This window comes from Abyssisolibacter fermentans (genome assembly GCF_001559865.1).
Taxonomy (GTDB): Bacteria; Bacillota; Clostridia; order Tissierellales; family MCWD3; genus Abyssisolibacter; species Abyssisolibacter fermentans.
Window position 1 is genome coordinate 179,723 of record NZ_LOHE01000037.1, and the last position, 17,071, is coordinate 196,793.

Here is a 17,071-nt window from a genome sequence, read left to right on the forward strand (position 1 = left end):
AGTTAGAAAGCAGGGAACCCAAATCTATGATTTGGTGTGAGTCGCTTACTGCTAGGAACAAGGTGAGTAGGAGTTACAGATTGATGATATAAGAAATAGAAAACAATAAAGATAGACAAAAAATACAATATATAAAAATGGGTATTTGAGACAAAGAGTTAGAAAGCAGGGAACCCAAATCTATGATTGGTGTGAGTCGCTTACTCCTAGGAACAAAGTGAGTAGGAGTTACAGATTGATGATATAAGAAATAGAAAACAATAAAGATAGACAAAAAATACAATATATAAAAATGGGTATTTGAGGCAAAGAGTTAGAAAGCAGGGAACCCAAATCTATGATTTGGTTTGAGTCTCTTACTCCTAGGAACAAGGTGAGTAGGAGTTTCATTTAAGTAATGAACACAAATTTTATCTTAACGTAAATTCCTTTACTTTTAATGATAAACGAGTAGGAGTTTACTAAAAAAGAGAGGAGATAGCATATGAATTCTGTCAAACAGAAAAAAAGTAATGCTGTTTTTTATATATCTTTAGCAGTTGTATTCATAATAGTTGCTTGGGGCTTATTTGCACCTGGAAACTTTGAAATATCAGCGAACAAGGCTTTTGGGTTTTTAGTAGGTAATTTTGGATGGCTTTATCTATTAGTAATGTCATTGTTTATTATATTTTCTGTATGGATTGCTTTAAGTAAATACGGAAAAATAAAACTTGGTCCGGATGATTCAAAACCTGACTATAGCTTTATATCTTGGTTTGCAATGTTATTCTCAGCGGGTATGGGAATTGGACTTGTGTTTTGGGGTGTAGCTGAACCTTTAAATCACTTTGCAGGTACAATGAGAGAACCTGGTACTCAAGCAGCAGCTGATTTTGCAATTATGAAATCGTTTTTACATTGGGGTTTACATCCTTGGGCAAATTATAGTGTTTTAGCTTTAGCACTTGCATACATGCAATTTAGAAAAAATAAACCTGGTCTCATTAGTAGTGTATTTATACCATTAATAGGAGAAAAAGCAGCTAAAGGACCTATAGGTAAATTGATTGATATATTAGCTATATTTGCTACCGTTGCCGGAGTTGCAACATCATTGGGTTTAGGTACTTTACAGATAAACAGTGGTTTAAGCTATATGTTTGGAATTCCTGAAAGCAAGCTTGTTCAAATTATCATTGTAGTAGTTGTAACTATATTATTTATGATGTCAGCTATTACAGGTTTAGACAAAGGAATTAAGTTTTTATCTAACTTAAATGTTGGTATTGCTGGAGTATTATTAATCATATCTATAATTATTGGACCAACACTTTTAATATTTAGTTCATTAGGGAAAGGTATTTTGATGTACGCTAAAGATTTAGTTGTAGATGCATACCCATTTGGTAAAGGTGCATGGTATGGGTCTTGGACTATATTCTATTGGGCTTGGTGGATAGCTTGGGCTCCATTTGTAGGTACCTTTATAGCTCGTATTTCCAGAGGAAGAACTATAAGAGAATTTGTTGGAGGAGTACTTTTAGCACCAACACTTGCTTCATTGATATGGTTTGCTTGCTTTGGAACACTGGGAATAGAAACAGGACTCGAAACTGCTAAAGTAGCAATAGCAGAAACGTCTACAGCGTTCTTTGTAGTTATGGATCAATATTCACTGGGAACTCTTATATCTTTAGTTGCTGTAATACTTCTTTGTACATTCTTTGTAACGTCAGCAGATTCAGCTACATTCGTACTTGGTATGATGTCACAAAATGGAGACTTAAATCCAGACTTAAAAAGAAAAGTTACTTGGGGAATAATTCAGTCTTTACTTGCTTTATCGCTATTATTGTCAGGTGGACTAAAAATGCTTCAAACAGCTTCGATTGTTGCAGCTTTCCCATTTGTTTTTATAATGTTCTTTACTATGATATCAATAGTTAAAGCATTAAGAAAGGAAAATATTTAATTCACACATATATATGTGAAAAAATTAACTATAAAATGGATAGATAGGCATATAGTACATATGCAGTCTATCCGATATCTTATGGAGGTGTAAAAAATGTCTTTTGCAGTTATAAAAGGAGCTGGATATGTTTTAGTACATACTCCAGACATGATTATGCATAATGGTACAACTCAAACAACTGAGAAAATTGTAAATCCAGAATCAGAATATTTAAAAGCATTACCTAAACATCTTAGAAAATATGAGGATGTAGTAAATTATCCTCCAAATCAGACATATATAGGAGAAATAACACCAGAGAAACTTGCAGAATATGAGATGCCTTGGTTTGATAAAAAAGTTGAAAATGCAAGTAGGTTTGGTAAATATGGTGAAATTATGCCTCAAGATGAATTCATAGGGTTAATGAAAATTGCTGATGCGTTTGATTTAGTTATGTTAACAGATGAATTTACAAAGCAAGTTAAAGAAAAACTAAATAAACATCCATTAATTACAGAAGAAATGGTATCAAAAATTAAAGAAGGTTCTGATTTAGAAAGTATTAAAGAACAAATAGAAAAACATCATGCTGAAGCAATATATAATGATGAAAAATTAGTTGGTTGTGTTAAGAGAGCCCATGATGTTGATATAAATTTAAATGCGCATGTAATGTTTGAAAACTTAGTTGTTAAAGCATCAGGTATATTATCTATGTTAAATTTATTCGAAAAAAACGACATAGATCCAAAAAATATTGATTATGTTGTGGAATGTTCAGAAGAAGCATGTGGAGATATGAATCAAAGAGGTGGAGGAAACTTTGCTAAAGCAATAGCAGAAGTTTGTGGTTGTGATAATGCTACGGGATCTGATACTAGAGGTTTCTGTGCTGCTCCAACACATGCATTGATAGAGGCTGCTTCTCTTGTAAAAGCAGGGACATATGACAATGTTGTTATTGTTGCTGGTGGTGCAACTGCTAAACTTGGAATGAATGGTAAAGACCATGTTAAAAAAGAAATGCCAATACTTGAAGATACTTTAGGCGGTTTTGCAGTTCTTGTAAGTAAAAACGATGGAGTAAATCCTGTTATTAGAACTGATTTAATAGGTAAACATACAGTTGGAACAGGTTCTTCACCACAAGCTGTAATTACTTCTTTAATAACTAATCCTTTAGATAAAGGTAACATGAAAATAACAGATATAGATAAGTACTCTGTTGAAATGCAAAATCCAGATATAACAAAACCTGCTGGAGCAGGAGATGTGCCTACAGCAAACTATAAAATGATAGGAGCTTTAGGAGTTAAGAGAAAAGAATTAGACAGAAAAGAGCTTCCACAGTTTGTAAAGAAACATGGTATGGCTGGCTGGGCACCAACGCAAGGTCACATTCCGTCAGGAGTACCATATATAGGGTTTGCTAAAGATGAAATAATAGCAGGAACCATCAAAAAAGCTATGATAGTTGGAAAGGGAAGTTTATTCTTAGGAAGAATGACTAACTTATTTGATGGAGTGTCTGTAATAATAGAAGCTAACAGCGGTGAAACTGAGACTCAAGGTGCACTTCCTGCTGAAGCGTTAAAGAAAATGGTAGCAGAAGCTATGAGAGAATTTGCATCTAAGCTTTGTGAAGAATAGAGGTGTATTATGGAGCATAATAAAATAAAACAAATGATTGCTGAGGTTTTTAATGACATAGCAGATGGTATTGAAACAGGTCAATTTGGAAAGAAAGTCAGAATAGGTGTTACTGTTTTAGGAAGTGAACATGGCACAGAAAATGTTTTAAATGGAGCTATGGCTGCACAAGAAAATGATAATTCAATAGAAGTAGTATTAATTGGTCCTAAAAATGACACAAATCTAAAAAACTATGAAGCAGATACAGAAGAACAGCAGCACAAGGTTATGGAAAAACTTTTAGATTCAGGAGAAATACAAGGATGTGTAACTTTACATTATAACTTCCCTATAGGAGTTTCTACAGTAGGTAGAGTAATAACTCCTGCAAAAGGAAAGGAAATGCTTATAGCTACAACAACAGGTACTTCATCTCCTCATAGAACAGAAGCTATGGTTAAAAATGGTCTATATGGAATAATTGTAGCTAAGGCATTGGGCAAAAAGAATCCAACGGTAGGCATATTAAATGTTGATGGAGCAAGACAAGTAGAAAGAACATTAAAAGAGCTTAAATCTAATGGATATGACATAAATTTCACAGAGTCACTAAGAGCAGATGGCGGAGCTGTTATGAGAGGAAATGATTTGCTAGCAGGAACACCAGATGTTATGATAACAGATTCTCTTACTGGAAATTTGTTAATTAAAATGTTTTCATCATACACAACGGGTGGAAGCTATGAGGCATTAGGCTATGGCTATGGTCCGGGAGTTGGAGATGGATATGAAAGAAATATTCTTATTATATCAAGAGCTTCAGGTTCACCTCTCATTGCGAGTGCAATAAAATATGCCGGGGAAGTAGCTAGAGGAGACATTATAAAGAAATCAAAGGAAGAGTTTGAAAAAGCTAAAAAAGCTAAACTTAATGATATTTTAAAAGAACTGACAAAAGATAAAAAGTCCAATAAAGAGGATGAAGAAGAAATAACGCCTCCTAAAAAAGAAATTGTGACAGGAGCAATTTCAGGTATAGATATCATGGATTTAGAAGATGCTGTAAAAGAAATCTGGAAAAATAATATCTATGCTGAAACTGGAATGGGATGTACCGGTCCTATAGTAATGGTTAATGTAAAAAATATTGATGACGCTTCTGATATTTTAGCAAAAGCAGGATATATAACAAAAGACTAGATTACAAGGAGTGAATGTTGTGGAAAAAACATATGATATTGTGATTATTGGTGGAGGACCTGCAGGATTAGCAGCAGGTTTATATGCCGGAAGAGCTACATTAGATGCTGTAATTATAGAAAAATCAAAGGTTGGAGGACAAATAGTGACGACTGAAGAAGTTGCTAATGTTCCAGGTAGTGTAAGAGATGCCAGTGGTCCTTCATTAATAGCAAGAATGGTAGAACAATCAGAAGAATTTGGATCAAATATAGTAAAAGACACAGTAACTGAATTAAAATTAGACGGTCATATAAAAGAAGTTATATGTGAAAAAGAAACTTACAAAGCAAAAGCAGTTATTTATGCAGCAGGAGCTAAACCAAGACTATTAGGAGTTCCGGGTGAAAAAGAATTCACAGGTAAAGGAGTATCATATTGTGCAACATGTGATGGGGCTTTCTTTGAAGATATGGAAGTATTTGTAGTTGGCGGTGGTGATTCAGCAGTTGAAGAAGCTATGTTTTTAACAAACTTTGCAAGAAAAGTTTATTTATTATCAAGAGACCCAGAGCTAACATGTGCAAAGTCAATACAAGAAAAAGTATTTAATAATGAGAAAATTGAGATAAAATGGAACACAGAAATTAAAGAAATAAAAGGCGATGGAATAGTAGAGTCAATCGTTCTATACAACAGAGAAACAAAGGAAGAATCTATTCATGAAGCTGATGAAGAAGATGGAACATTTGGAGTATTTATATTCATTGGTTACGTACCTCAAACTAATGTATTGAAAGATATACTAGAGCTTGACCATGGATATATAAAGACAGATGATAGAATGGCTACAGGTGTAGATGGATTATTTGCAGCAGGAGATTGCAGAGTAAAACCATTAAGACAGGTAGTAACAGCAGCATCAGACGGAGCAATAGCAGCAGTATCAGCAGAAAAATATATTGAGCATTTAGGATAATGTTAGATAGAAAGAAAGCTATTAACTAGCTTTCTTTTCTATTGTGTATCAATAATTAGTTAAAGTGTAATAAATAGACTATAATTTTTAAAATAGGTATAATCATGAATTGACTAAGTTTATGAATATGCACTATTTATTACTTATATTATTGGATAGATATATATGTTAGCTTTGATAACCTCATAGTTTTAGAGTTCTGCAACTAATTAAATTCTATATAGAATTAGAACATTAATTTTTACTGATAAACTTAAGAGAATTATACAGGATTAAATGTGATTTATAATAGGTGCTGCTCAAAAACATATTTAGAGGCAGCATCTTTTAATATAAGCAGAGAACCCAAATTTATGATTTTTATTTACAAAATACATTATTAAACCATATTTTAGCATATTTTTAGTAAAAAAAATTAAATATTATGGAACAAAATTGCAAACAAAAAAATCATATAGATAAGTGTGTGAATAAATTTCATATATTTTAAGCAGTTAAATAAAGAAACTAAAATTTATAAAGGAGGTGTATGTAATGAGAAAATTAATTAAAAAGATAAACAAAAGTACTATTTCTACATTTTCTAGATGTCTTTGTAGATGTAATTCGCAGGACCCATATAATTATTATGAAAATATGGAAACTGTTAATAATGAAAATCCAAATAATCCTCACATATAAATCGATTAACTATTATTAACGTTCCGTAAAAAAAAGGTTTAGGTGAAAAACAGTGAGAGAGTTGTTTTGAACTGACCCATGTCAAGTAGACAGATTAACTAATTAATATATTATGCACATATAGATGCATGGTTTCGATATTCTAAAGGAGCCATGCATCCTAATCTTTTTTAAAATCTTTTTTCGTTGTAAAATTTAATGTATTCAACTATTTTTTCTATTAATTATTCAAGATATTTAAACTTCTTTCCGTAAAACATTTCAGATTTTAATATAACAAAGAAACCTTCCATAGAACCGTTATCTATACATTAGTATCAAAGGCTTTAAAACCATGAATTTTATATTTTAAATATCATTGACGTACTCTCTCTGTAGCACAACCAATTGACTTGGCTATACTGTAAAAGCTACCTTTTCCAGCTATATAATCTTCAATTTTAATTTCTTTATTATATTTTGGTTTTCTTCCTATAAAAAATACCTCCAAGTAGATAGTTTATTTTTAATTAATTAGACTGTCTACTTTGGAAGTATTATATCACGTTCAGCTCTCTTTTTTTATTAGATTTAATAAATAGTTAAAATGGAATAAACAAATCTATAATTTAAAAATAGATTAAAAGTAAGAAAATTGGCTTAGTATATGAATTAAAGAATTGTATGTAAGTTTTGATATATTCCCTTAATTTTGAATAGATAAAGAAATAAATTTATTTAGAATTAGGGGATTTTTATTTTGAAATGAATGAATATAAACATTATCCATAAATATAGAAAATACAAGAACATAATACATTATAAAACATTATTAAATTTATATAGTAAATATATAAAAATATGGAACAAAATCAATGATTCAAAAATCATACTAATAAAAAGATAATATTTTAACAATCAAACAATATGTAAATGAAAACATTATTATTAATATATAACTAATTGAAAAAGGAAGAAAAATTCAATAAAAAACTTATAAAGAAAGTTAATATAAGTACTCATGATTGTGAATATTATCAAGGTTCATGCAGATGTATTGTTCAGGCTTAGAGAACTATCGTCACGTCACACTTTCAACATATCTTCACTATAATGAGCCTGCAGTATAATTCTAGGATAAATCTAATTAAATAAAATATGTAATTCAAATAATAAATGAATAATGAAAGGAGGGTTAGAATGAAAAAATTAATGAAAAAAATAAATACCACTACAATAATTGCATTTAAATTTGAGTGCAGATGTAATTGCGATATATACTATACTGATCATTATAGTGAATACTTACGTATGTACAGGATAGAAAATAATGAACCAATCCCTGAATAGTTTAAAAATAGCATGTATTTTTAATTGAATCAAAATTTACAATCTAAATAAACAATGAAAGGAGGATTAGAATGAAAAAATTAATGAAAAAAATAAATACTAATTCTATAATTGCAGCATTTATATATTATTGCATATGTGACTGTGATCAGTATGTTAGCTATTATGAAAACAAACAACATGCTTACAGAATAGAAAATGGTGAGTAATTATAACTGGGTTAATTAATTATTTTTAAGTAAAATAAGATACTAAATACAATTTAAAAAGGTGTTGTCTGAAAATGTATCTTAAGCAACACCTTTTTAATTTTCATAAAGTTAATAAAAAACAAATATAATAACATATGATGAAAAGATGAAGATAAGGTTAATTTAATGAAAAAACTTATAAAAAAAAGTTGATACTAATATAGTGATTACATATAATTTCTATTGTATATGTCACTGTGATGAAAAAGATCATTATGATGATAGAGAGTATACAACGAGTATAAAAAAATAATGAACCTTTCAATGAATTTTAATAATGTTAGCTAAATAAACTTAAATTAATAAATAAAAGAATAAACAAAAAAACTGTTGCTGCCACTTTACATGATTTTGAATATTATTGTGCATGTAATTGTAGCTACAACCGAGATATGCAATGTGAACATGTTGATGAATACAATCAATATAATAGTCCGACGAAACCTTATCCTACTAATTAGATTATACTAAGCATTATCTTCTTTATTACAGTTGATTTATTGTAGTTTTTAATCCTAATTAGAAACCAGTAAAAGAAGATTGATTTTTAAAATTTAAAGAAATTACTGTAACTATTTTTACTAGATTTGTACCACATTATGGCTGTTCATGCAGTGGCTATGATTGTGATAGTTTATAAAGAATATGGCTAATAATTATAATGTTTATCATGATTTGGATTAACTCTCTTAGTAAGTAAAACGGAAAAATTAATATTATTAGGTCTAATGAAGAACATTGAGAGAGGAGATTAATTGAATGAAAAAACTTATTAAAAAAGTTAATAAAAGTAATACTAAAGCGTTTGCAGCTTATTGCGGGTGTCAGTGTAGTATTATAGTTAATGACCGTTATTGCGATTACGCTTATAATTACAATCAACATAATGATCCAGATTTACCTTATATATAGATTTGAATTCTATATTATTAAGACCATAGAAACAAGTTATTAAAAGTAAGTAAATGTAATTAAATCATTGGACCTAATAATAATATTAACAAAAAGGAGATGAAATAATGAAAAAATTAATAAAGAAAGTTAATACAAATATTACTGCATTTGGAGCAGTTAACCCTATATGTGGTTGTTCATGCGATGTCTCAGATTTCGATGGTTATGATGATTATGCACCTAATTATAATATTTCTCATGATCCAGATATGCCTTTAAAATAATTATTTTTATTAATGAATATAACAAAATCTACATAGGAATATATGTAGATTTTGTTTTGAAATTAACTAAATAAATAAGTAAGTAAATAACTGCAATATAGGTATTTAAATTAAATTCACGAATTGTACAAAAATAATAATAAAGTTTACAATAATATATTTTGTGAAAATTTAATTTTTAAATTAACTAGACCTACACCTACTATTATTTATAAGAGAGGAGTGTTAAAATGAAAAAACTAACAAAAAAATTAAATCTTAAAACTATAACTACTTTCGAATATTACTGTAGATGTTTATGCGATAAATTTATGGATAATTATACTGCTACTGCACTTGAATATAATAGGCATAATGATCCTCCAATGCCACTAAAGTAAGGTTAATATTTGATTATTAATCCCGGTATGTTCATGAAAAAATAAATATCTTATATTAATCAAAATTATTTGAATATTCGGGTTAAAGCTAAATAATCTTATCGTTTAAAAAATAATATAAGTATTAGGTCTAGTTAATTCAACTATTTAGATAATATTACTAAGTGTTTCTTAAAAATGATTATGTTATAATTACTTAGGACATTAAGTTGTTTAAAAGGAGGTAAAAAAGGATTAGATGAATTTATATATTATCATGTTAAATATCACTATATTATTTATATTATTAATAGTGTTAAACCGAGTTAATATGTTAAACAAATTAGTCAAAGAAAATAATAAAAGAATAAATCAGTTAGTGGATTACATGAAGAGTGTTAATAATAAATAAATATAAAGTATATAAAGTGATAGAGGTCATTAATAGTATAACTGACTTCTTTTTTTTATACATATTGCATTATAAAAAATTAATGATGCATAAAGAAACTACAATGTACAATGGTTTTAATAAATAAAGTACTAGAGAAAATCAATGTATTAGATAAATTTAAACTTCATTTAGTTGTGATAAGATTAAAACTTGTTACAGCTTTTTTTATTATAAGAAGTATTAATAAAAAAGTGATAATATAGAATCTTTTAGACTATTTTAAATAGGAAGGATTATTTAATAATAGATTCTAAAATGTTTTTTACAGAGGATATAAATATATATTTATAGAAGAAATAAGTAATATATTTGTTAGGGGGTAGATTAATGGGATTTGACGAAGTTATAAATAGAAAGAACACTAATAGTGTTAAATGGGATATGAATGAAGAATTTTTTGGTAGGAAAGATATTCTATCTATGTGGGTAGCTGATATGGATTTTAAGGCTCCAGATGAAGTTCTTGGAGCACTTAAAAAACGTGTAGAGCACGGAATATTTGGATATTCATATAGATCTGATTCATACTTAGAATCAATAATAAGTTGGGTTAAGAAAAGGCATGGTTGGAATATAAAGAAAGAGTGGATAACTTTTTCGCCAGGTATAGTACCAGCTTTAGGTGTTACTGTTGAGGCTTTCAGTAATATAGGAGACAAAATTCTAGTCCAAAGTCCTTCTTATCCACCATTCAAGCAAACAATAAAAGATAATGGAAGAATTGTAATAGATAATAAGCTCATCATAAAAGACAATAAATATTATATGGACTTAGATAAATTACATAAACAAATAACAATAAAGGATGTTAGTTTTACTAGTAACAGTGGATCAGGAAAGCTACTTAAAGATGCTAAAGTAAAAATGTTTATGCTTTGTAATCCACACAATCCAGTAGGCAGAGTATGGACAAAAGAAGAACTTATTAAGCTTGGAGACGTGTGTTTAGAAAATAATATGATAATTGTATCAGATGAAATACATTCTGATATTATATATTCTGATTACAAGCATATACCTATAGCTTCACTTTCCAAGGAATTAGAGCAGAATTCTATAACTTGTATAGCTCCTAGTAAAACATTTAGTTTGGCAGGATTGTCAACTTCAGTAATAATTATACCAAATGAAAAGCTTAGAAATGAATTCAATGATATATTATCTAAGCATAGATTAGATGGTGGTAATGTACTAGGAGAGGTTGCTCTAGAAGCAGCATATACACATGGTGAAAATTGGCTTGAAGATTTATTATTTTATTTAGAAGGAAACTTAAATTATCTAAAAGATTATTTAAAAGTAAACATACCTCAAATAAAACCTATTGATTCAGAGGCTACTTACCTGGTTTGGTTAAATTGTAGTGGACTGAAATTAAAAGATAGAGATTTATTAGATTTCTTTGTAGAAAAAGCTGGTATTGGTGTTAATCCAGGATCAGCATTTGATGAAGAATGTTTAGAGTATGTAAGGCTAAATATAGCATGTCCTAGAGCTATATTAAAAACTGCACTGGATAACTTAAAAAAAGCTGTAGATGAAATAATATAATAAATGTAAAATCTTAATAAAAGATATAAAAGATATAAAAAATATAATAGTTATTTAGTAGATAAGTCTAGATGTATAGAAATATTGGAAGAATAAATAATAAGGATAGTTGCAAAATAATACCAAAAATGATATCTTCTAATTAATAATAGAATAGGAGGAAGAATATATGAAAACACTGGTTACTTATTTTTCTAGATCAGGCTACACTGAGAGTTTAGCTAAAGATATTGCACAGAGAATAAATGGTGACTTAGATAAAATAAAAGACGACAAAAGTTGGAAGGGTGCTTTAGGCTTTGTAAAAGGTGGCTATTATGCATTAAAAAAGAAAAAGACGCAAATTATATATACAAAAAAACCAGAAGAATATGATATGGTAATTATAGTATCACCAGTCTGGGCAGGAAAAGTGCCACCAGCTATTAATAGTTACTGTATCAAACTAAAAGATAAGTTTAAAAATTTAGCTTTAGTACTAGATTGTGAAAGTAGTGATTTAAAGAAATCATTTGACTATGTTGAGAGTATATCGCCAAAATTAAATGCAAAGCTTGGAATAGCAAAAAAGAAAATGTCTGATGAAGATATTAAAAAATCAATAGAAATGTTCGTAGAAGAAATAAAAGAAATATCTTAATATGACGTTTGAGGGAAGTGTGGCTTAATGTTTTTTTGTTGAAGCTATGCAAGACATTTTTTACTCTATAGATGCCTATATTTTTCTGATTATATAAAGATGAAAAATATAGGCATCAATATCGTGCTCAAAAAATGTCTGTAACTTCTAAAGAATTTATTGGTTGATCTTCTTAATTTAAACACTAGCTTAAAACAAATGAGTTATACCTGATATAGATATAGCACTATAAATTAACAGTAATCCCATTACTATGTTAAATGGTTTTCTATATTTTGATAAGAATTTATTAAAAAGTGCTCCAAATAATGCCCAACATGAAGTTGAAATCAAAGCAATAAATGCTAAGAAAATAGAAAAAAGAATTATGGCAACATTAGATTTGTAATAAGGAATAACAAAGTTAGAAATTACAGTTATACCATATAGTATTACTTTGGGATTAACAAATTGCATTGTTATACCAGTAATGAATGAACTTATATGTTTTTCATCCTTATTACTTACTTCCTCTTTACTTTTCACTATTTTTATTGCAAGGTATGTCATATATACAGCTCCTAAAATACCCATGAATATTTTAATCTTTGGCATTGCGTTAAATAGTATAAGATTAAAAAAACTACAAAGAATCATAATTATAAAGAATCCTGTAAATACGCCTAATATAAATTTGAAAGTTTTTTTATACCCAGATTTACTTGCATTTACCATAGACATAATATTATTTGGACCAGGTGTAAATGTTACCGCAAAAACATAAGATAAAAACGGAATAATATTAAACATAGCAATTCCTCCTTAAAGTCATAACTTTTGCTTCTATAATACTTAACCTTTATATAACATTTCGTTGTTTATTTATTTCGAAGAAGATAATATATTCTATTATAAACTAAAAACTAATAAAATTGCTAAAGTTAATTTAATTGGGTATTTAATAAAATAAAACTATAAATAATTAAAATAGCTTTTACATAGTAAAACTAAGTAAAGTTACATATTATCGTCACATAACTGTCACAAAACATTACTAAAATGAAAATATAAAATCAGTAAAAATAAGAAAGGAGTTGAAAGTAATTAATAAATAGCAAAGACAAAATGCATGTTATTGAAGTCGGTAGAAATAATAGTATTAGATATTTTTATGGAAATTGAACGAAAGATTAACTTAACAGAGTACATTTTTATAAGTTATATTTGTGATTTAACACTAAGTTGTATTGGAGATAATGCTTATGTATGAAATTAAAATTTTGCTAGTTGAAGATAATGACAGGATTAGAGAAATAATAAGAAAATATCTTGAAAGAGAATCCTTTGTACTATTTGAAGCAAGTACTGGTGAAGAAGCATTAAAGAAGCTTGCTGAAAGAGAATATCATTTAATAGTACTTGATATTATGCTACCAGATAAGGATGGTTGGACTATATTACGTCATATACGAGAATCTATGGATGTTCCTGTCATTATGCTTACAGCCAGAAGTGAAGAAGAAGATAAACTATTTGGTTTTGAATTAGGAGCTGATGATTATATTACAAAACCTTTTAGCTCAAGGTTGCTAGTAGCTCGCATTAAAGCACTGCTAAAGAGAAATCATGTATTATCAGCAAACAATGAAATTATTATAAATCAAATTAGAATTAACAAGGATTTTAGGCAAGCATATATAGATGATGAGAAGATTGATTTAACACCCATAGAATATAGTTTACTTTTATATTTTGTAGATAATATTAATATAGCCTTGTCTCGAGCAAAGATTTTAGATGCTGTGTGGGGTTTTGATTATTTTGGTGATGAAAGAACTGTTGATACACATGTAAAAAGGCTTAGAAAAAAGCTTGGCAGAAAAAATCGGTGCATTGAAACTGTTAGGGGGCTTGGGTATAGGATGGTGAAAGAATAATGAGAAAATCAATTTCATTTAAGATATTTATTGTCTTTTTAAGCTTTACTCTAAGTTTATTCTTATTTGTTGGGATAGCTATCAGATATTTTTTGCCAGAGTATTACAAAAATCAAAAACTAGAGAGTATAAAGCAGTATACTAATAAAATAGAAATGGCATTTGAAGAGGATAATTTTGACCAAATATATGATTATTTTGATCAGTTAAGAATAGAAATTGGTGGGGATACCTATTTTATAGACAATAATGGTCAAATAAACGGTTCTAATATGACTAGAAAGAAAAGTGAAATTAGAAGCTATATTAAAGATGACATTTTTGAAGCTAATTTTATAAATAAGATTGGCGTGGAGATTTATATCTTTGGCGTAAAAATGGAGAATGGATATCTAATTTATGAGGTGTCTATTCAATCACTCGAAGATGCAGTATTGATTATGATGAATTTTTTTGTATATTTACTTTTAATAAGTTTGCTTATATCTATAATAAGTGCCTATTTTATATCTATTAAGATTACAAAGCCAATTAAAGAGTTAAATAAATTAGCACAGTCTATGAAATCAAAAAAGGTTCAATCTGTAATGGTTTCAAATACAAAAGATGAAATTGGGCAATTAAATGAATCTTTGAATCTGCTTTATGAAGAATTATTATCAAATATACAGAGACTAGAAGCTGAAATAAAGAAAGAAAGAGCAGTAGAAAAACTTAAAAAGCAGTTTTTAGCACAAGCTGCACATGAATTAAAAACACCAATATCAGTTATTCAAGGTTATTCAGAATTAATTTATGATGGTATTTATAAAGATGAAGTTGAAAGAGATCATTATATTGAGAGTATTTATAATGAAACTAAAAATATGAGTAAGCTAATAAAAGATGTGTTGGATTTTTCTAAAATGGAAACTGGACTTTTTAGCATAAGTAAAGAAGAAATTTTCGTTAATCCTTGGTTGAATAAGATTATAACTACGTATAAGAATTATATTCAATTAAATGGATTAGAGTTTAAATATAGTAATCAGGTGGGTGATTTGTGTATAAATATGGATGCACAAAGAATTGAACAGGTTGTAAAAAATCTATTGTCTAATGCTATTGAACATTCTAACGGAAAAATAGAGTTAAATGTTTCTAATTTGAATAATCATTTAAAAATTGAAGTAATTAATAGTGGTGAGCCTATAGATGAAATGGACATACCATTTATTTTTGATAGTTTTTATAAAAAGAAAGGTAAGAAAACTGGGACTGGTTTAGGACTTGCCATAGTAAAGCAAATTGTAGTTTTGCATAAAGGAGATTATCGTGTAGAAAACACCCAAAATGGAGTTAAGTTTGTTGTGATTATTTAATATTATATATAAATAAAATATTGGAGGGAGATATTATGAAAAAGAAAAAACTTAGATTAATAAGTCAAATATTCTTTTTTGCAGTAGTAGCATTTATTGCATTGAATCATTATTTATCAGAAATAGGAAAAGAAATTCCATTCATTTCATCAGCTTCTTTACATGCAATATGCCCATTTGGAGGTGTAGAGACATTTATAGCTTTGATAAAATTTGATGTTATGGTTAAAAAGATACATTTATCTTCAATAGTTATGACATCAATTATTATGATACTTGCTATTCTTTTTGGACCCGTTGTTTGCAGCTATATGTGTCCGCTTGGAAGTATTCAAGAATGGTTAGGAAAGCTTGGTAAGAAAATATTTAAAAATAAATATAACAATATTATGCCTAAGAAAATAGATAGAGTTTTAAGATATATGAGATACTTTGTGCTGATTTTTACAGTTTATTTAACAACTGAATCATTAAAGCTTGTTTTTCTAGAAGTAGATCCATATTATGCTTTATTTAACTTCTGGTCTTCAGAAGCTACAATAGGTGGAATTATTGTATTAGTGGTAACACTACTATTGTCATTAATTATTGAAAGACCATGGTGTAAATATGTATGTCCTTTTGGTGCATTAATAGGACTATCTAATTTTATCAGTATTTTTAAAATCAAAAGAAATAAATCAACATGTATAGGTTGTAAAAAATGTGATAAAGTATGTCCTATGAATATAGAAGTGTCAAAGAAAGAAGTAATTAAAGATCATCAATGTATCAGGTGTGGTGAGTGTACGTCAGATAATACGTGTCCTATAGAAGAAACAGTTGAATTCAGAACAGGAGCATTCAAACAGGAGGTAAAATCATGAAAATAAAAAATTCAGTCCTTATTGGAGCAATAGTAATTATACTCTTTGGAGGTATATATTTTTCAGATTTTATGGGCTGGTGGCAGACAGAGTCTTCAAAGCAACCAGTAAAATTTAAAACAGGAGAATTTGAAGGAATGCCTAATCCTGAAGATATAAGAGGGTCTTATTCTTTTAAAGATATAGAAAATGCTTTTGGAGTAGAAGCTAAAATTATTGCTAAAGCATTCAATATTCAAACAGATCAACCTAGTGATATGAAAGCAAAAGATTTAGAAGAAATATATAGTAATTTAGGACAAGATATAGAAATAGAAACAGGATCAGTTAAATTATTTGTTTCTTTATATACAGGCTTACCATATGAAGGTGATGACTATATTAGTCTACAAGCTGTAGAGTTATTAAAAGAAGAAGGAAAATGGACAGAAGAATTACAGAGAAGTCTAGCTGATAGAATTATAGATTTACCTTCTGCAACTCAAGAAAATACAGTTGTAAGCCAAGAAGATGAAGAGGAACACGAGGAAGAACAAGTTGTAAAAGGAAAGACTACTGTTAAAGATGCAATAGAGTGGGGATTAACAATAGAAGAAATAGAGGAAGTAGTTGGTGGAACTATTGAAAATGTTAATTTATTAATTAGAGACATATGTATAGAAAATGGTGTATCATTCTCAGAAGCTAAGACTAAGCTAAATGATATGTTAGAAAAGAAGTAATAAAACAGGCAGAGAAAAATGAGTAATTAGAGTT

Annotated in this window: 19 protein-coding genes; 16 read left to right on the top strand and 3 right to left on the bottom strand. The window is 28.5% G+C overall.

The window, feature by feature from the left end; genetic code table 11:
• The first annotated feature begins 484 nt into the window (after window positions 1–484).
• From AYC61_RS04465 to AYC61_RS21005, 5 genes are all read left to right on the top strand, one after another.
• Entirely contained in the window at window positions 485–1,954 is a 1,470-nt protein-coding gene (locus AYC61_RS04465; RefSeq protein WP_066497469.1) for a BCCT family transporter, read from the top strand.
• Window positions 1,955–2,050: 96 nt separating this feature from the next.
• A complete protein-coding gene (gene grdC, locus AYC61_RS04470) occupies window positions 2,051–3,589 on the top strand; it encodes a glycine/sarcosine/betaine reductase complex component C subunit beta (RefSeq protein WP_066497470.1) in 1,539 nt (512 codons plus the stop codon).
• A gap of 9 nt (window positions 3,590–3,598) precedes the next feature.
• Window positions 3,599–4,771 carry a glycine/sarcosine/betaine reductase complex component C subunit alpha gene (gene grdD, locus AYC61_RS04475; protein WP_066497471.1) on the top strand — a complete coding sequence of 391 codons (1,173 nt, stop codon included), beginning with the start codon at window positions 3,599–3,601 and terminating at the stop codon, window positions 4,769–4,771.
• Window positions 4,772–4,790: 19 nt separating this feature from the next.
• On the top strand, window positions 4,791–5,729 hold the full coding sequence (gene trxB / locus AYC61_RS04480) for a thioredoxin-disulfide reductase (protein ID WP_066497474.1): 939 nt from the start codon (window positions 4,791–4,793) through the stop codon (window positions 5,727–5,729).
• Window positions 5,730–6,263: 534 nt separating this feature from the next.
• Window positions 6,264–6,410, top strand: coding sequence for a hypothetical protein (locus tag AYC61_RS21005; protein WP_156456338.1), 147 nt, complete (start codon window positions 6,264–6,266; stop codon window positions 6,408–6,410).
• Between the two features lie 224 nt (window positions 6,411–6,634).
• On the opposite strand, the gene AYC61_RS22335 is transcribed toward AYC61_RS21005, so the two are convergent.
• Together AYC61_RS22335 and AYC61_RS21965 are read right to left on the bottom strand one after the other, a co-directional pair.
• On the bottom strand, window positions 6,635–6,703 hold the full coding sequence (locus tag AYC61_RS22335) for an IS3 family transposase (RefSeq protein ID WP_156456357.1): 69 nt from the start codon (window positions 6,701–6,703) through the stop codon (window positions 6,635–6,637).
• A 62-nt stretch (window positions 6,704–6,765) separates the two neighbouring features.
• A complete protein-coding gene (locus AYC61_RS21965; protein WP_275935213.1) occupies window positions 6,766–6,900 on the bottom strand; it encodes a hypothetical protein in 135 nt (44 codons plus the stop codon).
• A gap of 689 nt (window positions 6,901–7,589) precedes the next feature.
• On the opposite strand from AYC61_RS21965, the gene AYC61_RS21015 reads away from it, so the two are divergent.
• The 7 genes from AYC61_RS21015 (at window position 7,590) to AYC61_RS04490 (ending at window position 12,172) form a co-directional block, all read left to right on the top strand.
• Window positions 7,590–7,739, top strand: a complete 150-nt coding sequence (locus AYC61_RS21015) for a hypothetical protein (protein WP_156456339.1) — start codon at window positions 7,590–7,592, stop codon at window positions 7,737–7,739.
• Between the two features lie 71 nt (window positions 7,740–7,810).
• Entirely contained in the window at window positions 7,811–7,948 is a 138-nt protein-coding gene (locus AYC61_RS21020) for a hypothetical protein (RefSeq protein WP_156456340.1), read from the top strand.
• Between the two features lie 801 nt (window positions 7,949–8,749).
• On the top strand, window positions 8,750–8,902 hold the full coding sequence (locus AYC61_RS21025) for a hypothetical protein (RefSeq protein ID WP_156456341.1): 153 nt from the start codon (window positions 8,750–8,752) through the stop codon (window positions 8,900–8,902).
• A 107-nt stretch (window positions 8,903–9,009) separates the two neighbouring features.
• Window positions 9,010–9,168, top strand: a complete 159-nt coding sequence (locus AYC61_RS21030; RefSeq protein WP_156456342.1) for a hypothetical protein — start codon at window positions 9,010–9,012, stop codon at window positions 9,166–9,168.
• A 230-nt stretch (window positions 9,169–9,398) separates the two neighbouring features.
• Window positions 9,399–9,548, top strand: coding sequence for a hypothetical protein (locus AYC61_RS21035; RefSeq protein WP_156456343.1), 150 nt, complete (start codon window positions 9,399–9,401; stop codon window positions 9,546–9,548).
• Between the two features lie 760 nt (window positions 9,549–10,308).
• The gene (locus AYC61_RS04485; RefSeq protein WP_066497476.1) at window positions 10,309–11,532 is read left to right on the top strand and encodes a MalY/PatB family protein; all 1,224 of its coding nucleotides are present in this window, start codon (window positions 10,309–10,311) and stop codon (window positions 11,530–11,532) included.
• A gap of 169 nt (window positions 11,533–11,701) precedes the next feature.
• Entirely contained in the window at window positions 11,702–12,172 is a 471-nt protein-coding gene (locus AYC61_RS04490; RefSeq protein WP_066497478.1) for a flavodoxin family protein, read from the top strand.
• 189 nt (window positions 12,173–12,361) lie between these two features.
• Here the strand turns inward: AYC61_RS04490 and AYC61_RS04495 are convergent, their stop codons facing one another.
• A complete protein-coding gene (locus AYC61_RS04495; protein WP_066497480.1) occupies window positions 12,362–12,961 on the bottom strand; it encodes a LysE family transporter in 600 nt (199 codons plus the stop codon).
• A 452-nt stretch (window positions 12,962–13,413) separates the two neighbouring features.
• On the opposite strand from AYC61_RS04495, the gene AYC61_RS04500 reads away from it, so the two are divergent.
• From AYC61_RS04500 to AYC61_RS04515, 4 genes are read left to right on the top strand one after another with little or no spacing between them, the layout of a single operon-like run.
• A complete protein-coding gene (locus AYC61_RS04500) occupies window positions 13,414–14,088 on the top strand; it encodes a response regulator transcription factor (protein WP_202906800.1) in 675 nt (224 codons plus the stop codon).
• Window positions 14,088–15,449 carry a HAMP domain-containing sensor histidine kinase gene (locus AYC61_RS04505; RefSeq protein WP_066497482.1) on the top strand — a complete coding sequence of 454 codons (1,362 nt, stop codon included), beginning with the start codon at window positions 14,088–14,090 and terminating at the stop codon, window positions 15,447–15,449. Before AYC61_RS04500 ends, AYC61_RS04505 begins: the two co-directional genes overlap by 1 nt.
• Window positions 15,450–15,484: 35 nt before the next feature.
• The gene (locus AYC61_RS04510) at window positions 15,485–16,315 is read left to right on the top strand and encodes a 4Fe-4S binding protein (protein WP_066497484.1); all 831 of its coding nucleotides are present in this window, start codon (window positions 15,485–15,487) and stop codon (window positions 16,313–16,315) included.
• A complete protein-coding gene (locus tag AYC61_RS04515) occupies window positions 16,312–17,037 on the top strand; it encodes a hypothetical protein (protein ID WP_066497487.1) in 726 nt (241 codons plus the stop codon). The genes AYC61_RS04510 and AYC61_RS04515 overlap by 4 nt, the downstream gene beginning before the upstream one ends.
• The last annotated feature ends 34 nt before the right edge of the window (window positions 17,038–17,071 follow it).